Source organism: Psychromonas sp. KJ10-2, from assembly GCF_047323255.1.
In the GTDB taxonomy this organism is placed as follows: Bacteria; Pseudomonadota; Gammaproteobacteria; order Enterobacterales; family Psychromonadaceae; genus Psychromonas.
Map to the genome: position 1 here is coordinate 1,560,789 of NZ_CP178827.1, position 13,357 is coordinate 1,574,145.

The window sequence follows — 13,357 nt, forward strand, 5'->3', positions numbered from 1 at the left end:
TCTCGACGATTAACTTCGTTAACAGTCTGACGGAGAATTAACTAAAAAAGGTTAATGCTTAAATAGTGATTCTATTTGCGAAAATCACAACGAAGCAGTAAGTTATTTGAACAAGTAAAATAGATCAGTTACTTAGTGTGATTGGTATTAGTTATGAATTAGAAAGCCAGTTGATATTTTCTTTGTTAGACTCTCTGCTCTCAACTAATAAGAGGTGCTGGAATGTCCAATAATGATGAATACGATGTAAAAATATTAACCTTGTTACAGGAAAATGGACGTCTCACTAACCAAGAGCTCAGTGACTTAGTTGGTTTATCCCCATCACAGTGTTCACGTCGCCGTATTAGTTTAGAGCAACAACAATTGATTTTAGGCTATCACGCTCGCCTCGCACCCAAAGCATTAAAGCAAGAGATGCAGGCCATGGTAGAAGTAAAGCTAATTAATCATGAGAATGAAAATGCACAAGACTTTCATCAATTTGTTGTTAATGAGCAGAGCATAATAGATGCCTATAAAACCACAGGTGATGCAGATTATTCGCTTAAAGTGGTGGTTTCCGATTTAGACAGTTTGAATGCGTTACTTTCTCGCATTTTTCAAACTAAACTTATTTCACATATCAAAACGTCCATCGTACTTGAGCGAATCAAAGAGAGTGGTATTAAAACGGTAGGTTAGTGCCAACTGATTAATCAGTCCAACCTCAAAATCTTAATTATAAAAGAGTAACCAGAGGAATATGATCTGTAGAATAGCCTTCAACTTGGTGTGCTCAAAAGAGTGCACTATTGTCACCTTTAGCCTTTAAAAATTTTCTTCTCCTATCACCAAAACACACTTGTCATAGTCATTAAATTCAATACAAAAACCGCGCACCAAAACAGACACAAACGCACCAAAAATGCACAATAAAAACAAAATAAAACAACTTATTGCACAATTTAATCACCATGGTATAAAGCATGCACAACTAACGCAAACAAATTAGGACTGTAAAGCATGTCAGATACTAGGCTAGTAGATAACATACAGGAAGTAACAACAAAGCATCGCTGGTTTGAAGATGCAATGGCAATTTTAATCGGAACTAGTTTGGTCTCCTTCGGAGTTTTATTCTTAAAACATGCTGGATTATTGACAGGTGGAACGGCAGGTTTATCTTTATTACTTCATTACAAACTTGATATTAACTTTGGTGTGATCTTCTTTTTTATTAACCTACCTTTTTATTATTTAGCACTACAACGTATGGGTAGGATGTTTACTCTAAAAACCTTTATTGCAGTGTTACTGGTTTCTATATTTAGCTCTTTGCATGATCTATTTATTAGTATTGAAGCGCTTAATCCTGTTTATGCCGCTATATTCGGCGGCTTTATTTTTGGTGTGGGTTTCATTGTCTTATTTCGCCATAAAGCGAGTTTGGGTGGTTTCAATATTCTTGCATTATATTTACAAGAAAGGTTTTCAATTAAAGCGGGATGGTTATTAATGGGGGCTGACCTCACGATCATGTTAATCTCTTTATCCATTGTGTCCGTATATCAATTAGTTTTATCTATTTTCTGTGGCATTGTACTCAACTTAATCATTGCCCTTAATCATCGTAAAGATAGATATACCGTATAATTAAGCTTATTAGGAGTATGCAAAAAGCATACTCCAAGCCTTTTATCATGCCACGACTTGCTCTCCCTTTAGTAAGTTTTTAGCCGCAATAATGACATCTACCACTGAATAGATCAGCATGATCATTGACGAAACCGGCACACAGGAATAAAGGATCCACTGCTTAATTTGAAAAACAGTGGTCACTTGATTGGTTCTTAAGGTTAACTTAAGCGAGTACCAAAATAAGATAGCCATAAAAGTTGCAGAAATAAGCAAAATTACTAATTTATATAAATGCTGTAAGCGTACATTACTAATACGTGGCGTTATCCAATCCCCTACTGAAAAGTGCAGCTTTGCACACCATAATCCAGCAGCGCCATAAAATACCAGTGCAGCAAAACTCAGCTCAATAATCTCATCAAACCAATAAAAAGAGTTAATGGTGATAATACTCTGAATAAAGTTTGCAGTACCCTCCCAACCATGGGCCAGTAAAAACTGAATGAGATCGTTAATTAAACGTAGTGAAATATTCGCAATTAATAAAAGAGCAATAATTGAGAACATGGTAATGGCGATATAACGAAGTATTCTTTGCACCCAGATATCAATATTTTTCAATAAACAGACCATCACATTTCTCCCATAATAAGATTAGGTAAGAACAATGAAATACTCGGCACAAAGGCGATCAACACTGTAATTAGAAATATCATTAATAAATATGGCCATACCCTCTTCGCTAAGGCAGGCATACCTACTTTTGCAAAACTATCAACGGCAAACAAGCACATACCAACAGGCGGTGTTAAGTTACCAATCATAATTAATAACACCATCACCACCCCAAAGTTAATCAAGTCAATATCGAACATAGTGGCAATCGGCATAAACAGCGGTAGAGTAATTAAAAAGATAGCATTACCCTCTAAAAACAAGCCCATAGTCAGTACTATGCCTATCACAATCCACATCACTATCGACTGTGTTGCCCCAAACCCTACTAAGGTTTCAATCACACTATCTGGAATTTTTTGATGGATGATTAACCACCCAAAGAAGTTAGCTGAAGCAATAATAAATAACAGGCTGACTGATTGAGTAATGGATTTGTAAATAATGCCTGGTAAAGCCTTTAACTTTAAATCTCGGTAATAAAAACCTAACAACGCGGCATAAACGCACACAACAACAGATGCTTCCGTTGGAGTAAAGAAACCACTCATAATGCCACCGACAATAATCACCGGTGCCATTAATGGCCAAAAGCACCATTAAAAGAGGATAAGCGATCTCTAAATGTGGCTTTATTATCAGCACAGGGGTAATTTTTACGTTTTGCTAAAATACTTAAAGCAATCATCATCCCTAATGCCATCAATACGCCTGGTATAAACCCCGCCAAGAATAAACGTGCCACGGAGACACTAGTAATTGAGCCGTATAAAACAAAGGGAATGCTAGGCGGAATAACTGGCCCAATTACCGAGGAAGCGGCAACCAATGTTGCAGAATCCGCTGGTTCATAACCTTGATCCACCATGGCTTTATGTTCTATTTGACCTAAACCAGCTGCATCGGCTACCGCAGACCCAGACATACCGGAGAAAATAACACTGGCAACAATATTAACTTGACCAATACCACCAGAGATATGGCCAACCATAGTTTGCGCAAAGCGGAAAATACGATCGGTAATGCCTCCCGTATTCATTAAATTACCAGCTAAAATAAAAAATGGGATAGCTAATAAAGTAAACCCAGTTGTACCGTAATACATGCGGTGAGGTAACATCGCTAATAGTCGCGCATCACCTAAACCAACAAAAAATATGACCGATGTTAAACCGATGGCAACGACCACAGGTACATTAATCAACAGAAGAAGAATTAACAGTCCGAATATAGCTAAGGTCAACATAGGGGTTACCTGCTTGGATTTATAACGCATTTAAAACAACTTTAATGCAGCCAATATTGAGTGAATAAGATTGGCAATCATGAAGCGAGTCACTTTTGTTATCGATCTATCATGAGAGATTGATTTCAATCTATAAACCGGTTATTAATGCATTAGTTAAATTGAAATATTTCGCCTTTACTCAGTTAACAAGATAAGGCGAAATAGATAGTTATTAACATTTTTTATGTTAACTATTTAAGAGACTCAGTCATCTCAATCCATTTATCGAAATTAGCTGTACCTACTTTCTTTTTAATTTGTTCATAGGCAGGCCCCATCATCGCTTGGAAAGAGGCAAGATCAGGTTCATCAATGACAATGCCTTTAGCACGCATATCTTGGATCTGTTTTAACTCCTCCTCTCTCATTAACTTACGCATTAATAAGCGAGCTGAATCTGACTCTTCGCGAACAATCTTACGTTGCTGATCATTTAATCTATCCCAAGCATCTTTAGAAACAATATGCACCATTGAGCTGTACAAGTAGTTAAGAATCGAAATATATTTTTGCGACTCATAGAGTTTGAGACTGTAAATCACACCAATTGGGTTCTCCTGACCATCAACCACGCCTTGACGCATTGCCATCACTAATTCACTGAATGAGATAGTTTGTACATTTGCCCCTATCGCTTGCATCGCTGCTTGATAGGTCATTGCAGGAGGAGTTCGAATCTTTAACCCTTTAACATCTGCAGGAGATAAAATAGGACGCTTAGAGTTAGTCAATTGACGGAACCCCCAATCCCAACTAGATAAATAAACCAAACCAATTTTATCTAATTCTGGTGCAGCCCATTCTTTAAAAGGACCATCTAAAACACGATCAGCATGTTCGGCATCGGTCAAGGAAAAAGGAATACTCACGGTATCAAATAATGGCACATGTTTAGCTAATTGATCTTGCCCCGAAAGGCTCATATCAACCACCCCCATGATGACTTGTTCGAGTACTTCAGGTGGGCTTCCTAATGCATTATTAGGGTAAATTTCAACTTCAACTTCACCATTGGTTCTTGCTTCAACCTGCTTAGCAAATTGCATAGCAGCAATATGAGAAGGATGGTTTTCAGCCCCAAAATGGCCGAGTTTAAACTCAACGGCCGCATACGCTGAAGATGCCCACGCTAAGCATAATGCTGAAGCCAAACTCTTTTTAAAATTAAAACGCATAATTAACTCCTAATATAATCAGTTATCTTCCTTTATCTGAATGTTTATATCGTTAAAACACCCTCTATACCGCCCTACTTTGTTAACCAAAAGTAGCACTTCGTATTTATAGAATAACGCTCAAGCAGTAAAAACTGACTACAAGCGATAAGCATCCATGAACGCCAATACCTTTAAAAACAAGCAATTAGAATTCACATAAAAATAATAGACAGACTTCCATGTACAAATGACTTATGAAACCGATAAAACTAAAATTAATAAATGATCGCTTAGGTAATAATAAAAAAGTGATGTAAACCCACTCAATAAAACGACTAAATACGAATAAAATGAACAAAAATGTATATACTGAATTAACCTTTAAAAGTTACTTGAACAATCTCTAATGACACTTTGTATTACAATAATATAACAATAAAAAAGCATCAAAAACTCAAGCTCCCATCTCATTTTATGTTTGTTTTTTATACAGATAAGTGAGGGAGCGCTCAGTAAAGTACTAAAGTAGACATAATGGAAGATTAACCTCATCCAAATACTCACATTCAAAGTGGACATACAGTTGAAAAATTGCCATTAATGGCATTGAAACAAGAGGTGTTAAGAAGATACTTTCTGCAGTGGTAACTGCATGAGCTATTAGTCAATAATTCCGACTATTTTTATTGCCATTTAAAAAAGCTAAAACGCTTTATTATACTTGTCACCAATAATACTTAAGAATATGGTTTACATACTTTAATTAAATTATAAGGTAGTACGTTATCTCTTACTCTTCCGTTTCTTATTCATGTAGTCACTGTGATTTTACAAGCTATGGAAGTTGGGCTTCCTATCAATATATTGGTCACCCAGACAAACAACCTGTAACTAAAAGTGCATGGTGTGATCAATGCGACACTATTGTAGAAGCCGCTTTTCCCTACCTTACAATGCATACGACTGAAGCTCGAGAGGAAGCGCTGGATGATATTGAACGCTTGAAAAAGGCATCTTTTTATCGTTTCTCAAAACAAAAGAAACAACAGGTTAAGAATCTTCAAGAGGTCGTCATCAGAGAAGAACAAACCATGCAGACCAAGATCGATTATTTTAAACAATCAAAGTTTAAACCAAGGTGTCTATCATGTGCTTCTCATCAAATCAGAAAGTTAAAGCCTTTTACCACTTATATGGACCATTACTTTTCCCTGCATGAGCTGCCAGCTGAACCAATGGGAATAATACATTCCTGCGGTGGTGAGATAGAAGCAAGTCTCCAGGCTAGATTTAACCTCAATTCTAATTACAGAGCACGAGTCATTGAGTTTGATGAACAAGGTTTAGTGATCAATAAACCAGCAGAATAAATGCACATTTATCAGGAGAGAGGTAGTTGCATTCCCCTGCTGATTTATCTCGATGAGGTGTATTTAAGCAATGCGCTATTAACACTCTGTTAAAAAACTAAAGTGACCAACTAAAAGCAGTTTGTTTCTCTGATAAAGCCCATAATTTAGTTAATACAGGTTTATCTAAAACAAATGCCTTTAGCTCACACTCGCCAACTGGCCCGCCAAAGTTCATAAAGCCTGTTGGACCATAATAAGCTCGCTGTTTTAAGTCTTCCTGTGTCGCACACATCACCTCAGGTAAAGCACCTTTTTCAGCGGTTTGCGCAACACCAAGTTTTACCATAATTCCCCAGGAGAACCTGGTTGCAAAGTTAGCCTTTTCATTAATCAATGAAGTATTAGAAGCACCAGGATGACAAACATAGACTTTGACATTGTTATTGGTCGCCTTAACCTTATCTTGTAATTCATAAGCAAACATCATTTGAGCTAATTTACTTTGACTATAAACTTTGTTTGGATGATAACTCTTATCCCAGTTCATATCATCAAATTGGATGGTTCTTAACCCCATTTTATGACCTTCACTAGCAACAACAACGATTCGACCATAACTTGCATTAATACGGTCAAATAACAGACCAGATAATAGGAAGTGACCATAATGGTTTACTCCGAGCTGACTTTCAAAACCATCCACAGTCAACTCTTGTTTAGCTACCTGCGCAATAGCACCATTACATATAAGAGCGTCTATTTGAGGTACTTTTTCTAAAATTTCAGCTGCAGCTTGGCGAACCGAATTAAGATCAGCCAAATCCAAGTTGATATAACTTACATTAGCATCATGACCAAACTCTCTCTTTATCTCGAAGATAGCCGCTTCCGACTTCGTGCTATTTCGATTCAACATCACCACCTTGGCTCCCTTAGCAATAAGTATTCGGGTAGCCTGAAACCCAGCGCCTGAATTAGCGCCTGTGATAAGATAGGTTTTACCGGAAATATCTTTGATCTGTTGTGGAGTCCAGCCTTGTTTCTTTGTCATAGTCATTATCTAAACCCTGTATCTTTCATTAAGAATTAGTTTTTTATTAAATAAACTATAACCTTCATAAAGGCGGCTAAATAGGCGAAATAATATCTAAAACATGCCTATTTGTATCAATTAACGAAATAGCCATTTTTATAATGATTTCTTTATAAGTTAAAGCATGAATATAGGATTCGCTTTTAAGCGGTTTGAAGAGATATCTGAGAAGAACCAAAGGAGTAATTTACTTTATTGACTGAAAGTTAAATAATCGGTTTAAAATTGAAAGTAGTAGATACAAAAACGACCCTATTAAATAGAGCCGTTTATTAACATTTAATACGCTGTTAAGTTATGCGTTCGTTTTGCGTCGGTAAGCAAAAGCGATAAGCCCAAAACCTAATACAAATAACATGCTTGGTTCTGGAACAGAAGCTGTACCACTCCAAATTACACCTGTAGCATCATTATTGCTATTAACCACAGCAAAAGTAAGTTTATCATCAGATGTAATTAACAGTGATGAGAATGAGCTATCAAAAATGTCATAAACACCTTTCCATGCTTTTTCAATACCACTAGTTTCAGAATCAAAGATAACCGTATCACCGATAGAAACAATTGAATCATCATCATAAGAAACAAATAATGATGTTAAGTTGTAATCAACACTATCAACTAAATCCACTTCGTAATAATAAAAACTACTGTCATCTACTTCCCATGCATCGGTAGGTTGTACCCATGTTGCACCATCTAACGCAGTGCCTGTTGGATCAATCCAATTACCATCATCATCAGTAAGAGTTGTTGTAGGACTAGTACTACTAGATACGTCATCGACACCTGAGTAAAAAGCAATTGCAGAAACGTAGGTACTAGAGAGTAAAAGTGCTGCTGTTAGCGCTGATTTTAATAAGTTCATAATATTTCCTTAAAGTTATGAATAACCATATTCATCAATAAAGCACTAACTATGCCAAAAACACAAAGCACTGTTTTTAATGCTTTTATTTTACATTTTAACTTTAAAAAAGATATAACTGTTAAAAAAACCGACAATTAAATAACAATATATTGATAAAATAACAACATTAGTTCTTAACCGTTCATCTAATACCAATTGCATTAAATAAGTGATCTAAATTTTACGCAGGAAAAATGACTTAGTTCAAGACATCATTTAAACCTCTCGACGATTAACTTCGTTAATAGTCTGACGGAGAATTAACTAAAAAATGTTAATTCTTAAATAGTTGTTCTATTGGCGAAGATTACAACTAAGGAGTCAGTTATTTTAACAAGTAAAATAGATCAGTTACTTAGTATGATTGGTATAAACTCTACCTAGTGAAATACCTTAGATTTAGATAACGAATACAGCGGAAAACTCATTCATTGAAAGAGTACTCATTGAGATAAAATAGAAATGACTATCACCTAGAAATAATAAAGCCCCAACAAATGTTGAGGCTTTATCATATATATGGTGCCCGAGGACGGACTTGAACCGTCACTCCTCTCGGAAACGGATTTTGAATCCCGAAAATGCAGTTGATTACGAGATATTAACAGCGCAATACCCCGTAATCAAGGGGTTATAGGTGAGTGTGGGATAATATAAGTGAGGTTGGTTTACGCTTTTACGCCTAATTTACGTTAAATTACGCCTAAAAATATCACCAATTAACGGTTAAAACTTCATCGCTTAACTCACCAGACTCAGTTTCTAGCATCCATGTGCGATAGCCATTTAATAATGCGGCTACTGGATCAATCTTATTTTCAGACTTCATTTTATCTGGCTTAATGTTGGCAGCTGCATCTGTTGATAATGTAACGTTACCAACAGCCCAGTTTAATATAGGGTTATTATCGTGTATTACTTTTTCTTGCATCACAGCCACCTGTAACGCCTTAGTTGGTGGACTAAGACTAATAAATCCCTGTCTTACTTTCTCCACTGGTACGCCATGGCTTTCTAATCGAGTAAGTAAAAAATTACTATTCCATGGATCAAACGATACTGAATGAACATCGTACTGGTCACATAGGCTGTGAATGTCTCGTTCAATGTGTTCATAATCAACTGTACGATCACCTGCCACTGTTAAATGACCCTGCCTAACCCACTGCTGATAGATTTCACTATTCTTTTTACCGCGCTCAAGGGCTGAAGATGGTAAATAGCATTTACCCCATATTCTTACTTCACCCGATGCACCAGTTCCCTGTACACACCACACTGCTGATATGTCACTGGCACTTGATAAATCAATGCCTATAAATACAGGTAGCTCATTACTTGGCTTACACTCTTTAGGCTTATAACAAGCGAGCCAGTCTTTTTCAGCTATAAATTCTTGTTCACCATTACGCCAAATATTAAAACGCTTCGTTAATACTTCACTGTAACGGTGTGGGATGGTTCTAGCTTTTTCGAGTGTGTCTGCAATTTCTTCTGAGTACACAGAAATGCCCAAATTCGGGTTTGCTTTAATCCATGTCTCGGGCTGTTCAATTTCTTTTTCATCGTCTAACTCATAAATGGCTGTAAAGGTTGATTCTGATTCAATAGTTTTACATTGGTCGTAATACTGCTTACAAAAGCTTGTTGTATTGGTTCCTGCGGTGGTAATGATGAAGTGCCACGCTTTACGCCTTGCAGCCATTGATAGTTGCATAACATCAAACATAGAGCTATCAGGATGGGTATGTAATTCATCACCAATGGCTGTACCACCTAAACCCTCATTACCGCCACTGTTAGAGCTCACTGGTTTTAAACGGCTGTTAGTCTTGGTGTGGTCTATATGGTGGGCCATTACTTTAGATCGTTTCTTCAGTGCTTTGTTCTGCACGATCATCTGCTTAGCACCATCAAACACTAAACGCGCTTGCTGTGCGTTCACTGCATAAGTAAATAAGTCATGTTGGCCCTTATCTGCTATTAACAGATAGTTAGCGAATACTGAACAAAGGAATGATTTACCATTTTTACGAGGAACAAATACAAATGCTTCACGGTACTTATTAAAGCCAGTTTCTTTCCACTTCATGCACAACACATTAACCAGGATGAAAGCTTCCCAGTGGTTCAATGATAAAAGTTTGCCCTGCCAATTCGCCTTTATGGTGTGTAATGAACGTGCAAAAGTGTAGAAAGCGTTTAGCTTCTTCGTGGTCTAAATACACATCATCTCGTTCAAGCTCTTTAAAGTAACGTATTACGGTTTTCTTAATAGCCTTACACGCAATGATTGCACCAGACTTAACATCTAATGCATATTGATGGTAAATAGGTGTGACACTAGATGTCAAATCCGTCATCTTCATTACTTTCCATTTGATTTCTATGCTGTGATAGCTCTGTTAAATTAAGCTCTTTGCTTAAAATAATTAGCTGTTTCTGTGCAGCGTTAAACATGGCATTTGCTGGATTCTGTACGCGAGTACCTGCACCATTTAAAACAGTTGTGCCGATCGTGGTAATTTCTTCAGCGGCTGAATTACTCATTTGCCAATTCATGCAGTAAGACTCTAATAAATCCCAATCTGAATTGGTTGCTGTTGGTCGCATTAATTCGGCTAAGTCTTTCCACTTCTTTCGCCCATACTTGCCTAATAGCTTACTGTTTTGCGCTCTGCGAATTTTCATATAAATAACTCCTTCGCTATCTCGATTTTTAAGATGAATTTAGCCAGTTGTTTGGGATTGTTATCACACGTTCTCGTTTTACGAACATGGCACTTTCTACATAACGGGGCTAAGTCATCAATATTTAAAACTTGCTCTAATGTTGAGTCATCATCTAATGCATATAGGTGATCAACTTCTTCAGCTTCTTTAATTAATCCACCAGCAAAACAACATAAGCAAATAGGGAAACGGTTTAATGCTTTCACTCTTAATTGTTGCCATGCATGGCCGTATTGTTTGACCGATAATTTACGCTTTTTGTGGTATGTCCTGCGGTGCCTACTGCATCGGCCTTTATCGGCTTGTATAATTCGCTTACCACACATAGCGCAACGGTAGATCACTGGGTTATCTCTGCTGTTACATTCATAAAATTATTACGTTCGTCTGGTGCTATATTCGTAATCTCCCACGTTTGTCCGTCATACTTCACCTTGTCTTTCAGTGTTAAATCTGAACGGTAACGACATACGATAGTAATAATTGTTTGATTCACAGTAACAACATTAGCTAACAAAGATTCTCGACCAGAAATGTATTTTATATTCGCCCATGCTTTGAACTTTTCTGTAAAAGATTCGATAGCTTGTCCGTAATCATCTGATTCAGTTTTTATAGAGCCAAACTGAACACGTTTATTTAATCTACCAGTATCCATTAATACACCCCATGATCACGGTGGATATTCCAACAGCGTTCAACAGCCAGTGGCACTTTTGATAGTGTTAATTCAGATACGTCTGCACGGTGTTGATACAGTGTGCCAATGAACATTAAGCAACCGGCTACTATTGAAGGTTTCAACGTTTCATCGTTTACAATATCGATACCAATCCATTCACTGGCTGTATCTAAACTAGCATCAAGGTATAACTGTAAAATAGTATCTTCAGCGGTATCATCTGATTCAATTTTTAAGTGTTCTTTCACTAACGTAAGAGTAAGCATTAAATAGCCTCCCGTTGCTTAATGTCATCAACTGTTAACACGCCTAACTCTTTAGCGGTTGCGTAAACGTCATAACGAGTCTTAGCATCTAAACGCTGTAATTCAGCTAAGTTAAACTTAATGCTATCCATCAGCTTTAAACTAAGCTCTGATTCAATAGCGATTAAATAAGGGCTAATAGTGTTAGCCAGTAATGATTTCTGTGAAGCGTTTACTTCGTCATACTTCGCACCAGTACCAGAATTTTGTAACCAAATCTTATCTAGGTTAAAAATACGTGCGACTTCATCAACTGAGAATAATCGAGATTCTAAGAACTCGGCATCAGCATTGCTCATGCTTACGGCTTTAAATTGTGAACCACCTTCAAGTACAAGCGTTTCACCTGCTTTTCGTTCATTCAATGACGACTTAAACTTCTTACCACGATCACTATTAAGGAATTCAGGGTATTCAATAACGCCACTTGGTTTCATTCCATTAGCTTGTTGATCTGCTGCTTGGTTCTGCTGTGCAATGCCTAAACCGATAGCATCACGACAAACAGCAATAGGTGAGCGCCCTGTCATGCTGTCAATTGAGTTAATACGAAAATGTACAATGTTTTTTAATAACGTGGCTTTACCATCTACAAAATAACCTTTGAGTTGGTATTGTTCGATCACTGGTGTTACTCGGTTACTCTGTAAAAACTCTAAGCTTTTCGGGTAGCCACTTCTGTTCCAGTTAATACGGCAATAAGCATTACCAGATAACAATAAATTAAGCATGGTGCTTAACTTCCACTGATTAGCAGTGATAACAGCATCGGGTGATTCATTAACCAACTGATTGATGAACTGGTTATCAGATTTAAGTGGGTAACTTGCCACTTGTTTAGCTATGAAGTTAACAGCAGAAAAAACAGCGGTTAGACCTTGCGCACTATCTTGATCAACACTTACACCTGAACGACTATCACGCGGATTAAGTAACGCGACTAGATCTTTAATAGTAATTTCTGCGCGTTTTTCTTCTTTACTGAATGGCCACATAATTAAGCCTCCAAATAGTTAAGCCATAGCGCATTATTATCGCTTTGCTTTGATGCTGCTAAGCTACGTAATGTAACTGACGATGCTTTATAGGCAGGTAATGCGGTGATCGTAACTTCACATAGTTCTGCGCGTGTTACATAACGAGTTGATGGTGTTGTGTTGTGATCCCAACGATCTTCAAGTGCAACAAAACCAAAACTCATACCTGTAATATCGCCACGCTTAACCAACTCTTTGCAATCTTCACCAGCTCGGGTTGATGGTGGTTGAATCTCTACGTGTACACCTTGTGAATCTTCATTAACTAGTAAAGTGCCACTTGTGGTGCGGCCTAATAGCTCTTTACCATCATGCTCATATAGAGCTCGAATATCTGGCTGGGTTATCAAGTGTTGGCTAAATGCACCTTGTTCAATAACTTCAACAAATCCGCCAAGGTCTTGAGATTGGGAACCATAAACAACAGCTGAACCTTTAAGTTTACCAGTGTCGCTATTGATGATTTTTGACGATCTAATATCCATAAATTTAACTCCTTATAAGT

General features: G+C 37.2%; 17 protein-coding genes. 3 read left to right on the forward strand and 14 right to left on the reverse strand.

The genetic code is table 11. From position 1 onward, the window contains the following. Positions 1–222 precede the first annotated feature (222 nt). Both ACLKL2_RS07495 and ACLKL2_RS07500 read left to right on the forward strand, forming a co-directional pair. Complete coding sequence (locus ACLKL2_RS07495) at positions 223–684, forward strand: Lrp/AsnC family transcriptional regulator (RefSeq protein WP_413693934.1); 462 nt, start codon at positions 223–225, stop codon at positions 682–684. A gap of 321 nt (positions 685–1,005) precedes the next feature. Beyond that, positions 1,006–1,635, forward strand: coding sequence for a YitT family protein (locus ACLKL2_RS07500; RefSeq protein WP_413693935.1), 630 nt, complete (start codon positions 1,006–1,008; stop codon positions 1,633–1,635). Between the two features lie 45 nt (positions 1,636–1,680). Here the strand turns inward: ACLKL2_RS07500 and ACLKL2_RS07505 are convergent, their stop codons facing one another. The 4 genes from ACLKL2_RS07505 to ACLKL2_RS07520 all read right to left on the reverse strand — a co-directional run bounded on the left by ACLKL2_RS07505 (position 1,681) and on the right by ACLKL2_RS07520 (position 4,758). Next, a complete protein-coding gene (locus ACLKL2_RS07505; RefSeq protein ID WP_413694282.1) occupies positions 1,681–2,253 on the reverse strand; it encodes a TRAP transporter small permease in 573 nt (190 codons plus the stop codon). Next, entirely contained in the window at positions 2,253–2,876 is a 624-nt protein-coding gene (locus ACLKL2_RS07510) for a TRAP transporter large permease subunit (RefSeq protein ID WP_413693936.1), read from the reverse strand. The genes ACLKL2_RS07505 and ACLKL2_RS07510 overlap by 1 nt, the downstream gene beginning before the upstream one ends. After that, complete coding sequence (locus ACLKL2_RS07515; RefSeq protein ID WP_413693937.1) at positions 2,876–3,571, reverse strand: TRAP transporter large permease; 696 nt, start codon at positions 3,569–3,571, stop codon at positions 2,876–2,878. Before ACLKL2_RS07515 ends, ACLKL2_RS07510 begins: the two co-directional genes overlap by 1 nt. A gap of 203 nt (positions 3,572–3,774) precedes the next feature. Next, positions 3,775–4,758 carry a TRAP transporter substrate-binding protein gene (locus ACLKL2_RS07520; protein ID WP_413693938.1) on the reverse strand — a complete coding sequence of 328 codons (984 nt, stop codon included), beginning with the start codon at positions 4,756–4,758 and terminating at the stop codon, positions 3,775–3,777. Positions 4,759–5,693: 935 nt separating this feature from the next. Between ACLKL2_RS07520 and ACLKL2_RS07525 the strand changes: the two genes are divergently transcribed. Continuing rightward, on the forward strand, positions 5,694–6,110 hold the full coding sequence (locus ACLKL2_RS07525) for a hypothetical protein (RefSeq protein WP_413693939.1): 417 nt from the start codon (positions 5,694–5,696) through the stop codon (positions 6,108–6,110). A 97-nt stretch (positions 6,111–6,207) separates the two neighbouring features. Here the strand turns inward: ACLKL2_RS07525 and ACLKL2_RS07530 are convergent, their stop codons facing one another. The 10 genes from ACLKL2_RS07530 to ACLKL2_RS07575 all read right to left on the reverse strand — a co-directional run bounded on the left by ACLKL2_RS07530 (position 6,208) and on the right by ACLKL2_RS07575 (position 13,337). After that, positions 6,208–7,143: an SDR family oxidoreductase gene (locus ACLKL2_RS07530; protein WP_413694283.1), complete on the reverse strand. Its 936-nt coding sequence runs from the start codon at positions 7,141–7,143 to the stop codon at positions 6,208–6,210. Between the two features lie 337 nt (positions 7,144–7,480). Then, entirely contained in the window at positions 7,481–8,053 is a 573-nt protein-coding gene (locus ACLKL2_RS07535; RefSeq protein WP_413693941.1) for a PEP-CTERM sorting domain-containing protein, read from the reverse strand. Positions 8,054–8,807: 754 nt separating this feature from the next. Continuing rightward, complete coding sequence (locus tag ACLKL2_RS07540; RefSeq protein WP_413693942.1) at positions 8,808–10,187, reverse strand: terminase large subunit; 1,380 nt, start codon at positions 10,185–10,187, stop codon at positions 8,808–8,810. 10 nt (positions 10,188–10,197) lie between these two features. Continuing rightward, complete coding sequence (locus tag ACLKL2_RS07545; RefSeq protein WP_413693943.1) at positions 10,198–10,458, reverse strand: hypothetical protein; 261 nt, start codon at positions 10,456–10,458, stop codon at positions 10,198–10,200. After that, entirely contained in the window at positions 10,439–10,786 is a 348-nt protein-coding gene (locus tag ACLKL2_RS07550) for a P27 family phage terminase small subunit (protein WP_413693944.1), read from the reverse strand. The genes ACLKL2_RS07545 and ACLKL2_RS07550 overlap by 20 nt, the downstream gene beginning before the upstream one ends. Further along, entirely contained in the window at positions 10,783–11,172 is a 390-nt protein-coding gene (locus tag ACLKL2_RS07555) for an HNH endonuclease (protein ID WP_413693945.1), read from the reverse strand. The genes ACLKL2_RS07550 and ACLKL2_RS07555 overlap by 4 nt, the downstream gene beginning before the upstream one ends. Next, positions 11,169–11,486 carry a phage head closure protein gene (locus ACLKL2_RS07560; protein WP_413693946.1) on the reverse strand — a complete coding sequence of 106 codons (318 nt, stop codon included), beginning with the start codon at positions 11,484–11,486 and terminating at the stop codon, positions 11,169–11,171. The genes ACLKL2_RS07555 and ACLKL2_RS07560 overlap by 4 nt, the downstream gene beginning before the upstream one ends. After that, entirely contained in the window at positions 11,486–11,776 is a 291-nt protein-coding gene (locus ACLKL2_RS07565; protein WP_413693947.1) for a head-tail connector protein, read from the reverse strand. The genes ACLKL2_RS07560 and ACLKL2_RS07565 overlap by 1 nt, the downstream gene beginning before the upstream one ends. After that, positions 11,776–12,810: a phage portal protein gene (locus tag ACLKL2_RS07570; protein WP_413693948.1), complete on the reverse strand. Its 1,035-nt coding sequence runs from the start codon at positions 12,808–12,810 to the stop codon at positions 11,776–11,778. The genes ACLKL2_RS07565 and ACLKL2_RS07570 overlap by 1 nt, the downstream gene beginning before the upstream one ends. Positions 12,811–12,812: 2 nt before the next feature. Beyond that, positions 12,813–13,337: an HK97 family phage prohead protease gene (locus ACLKL2_RS07575; protein ID WP_413693949.1), complete on the reverse strand. Its 525-nt coding sequence runs from the start codon at positions 13,335–13,337 to the stop codon at positions 12,813–12,815. Positions 13,338–13,357 lie beyond the last annotated feature (20 nt).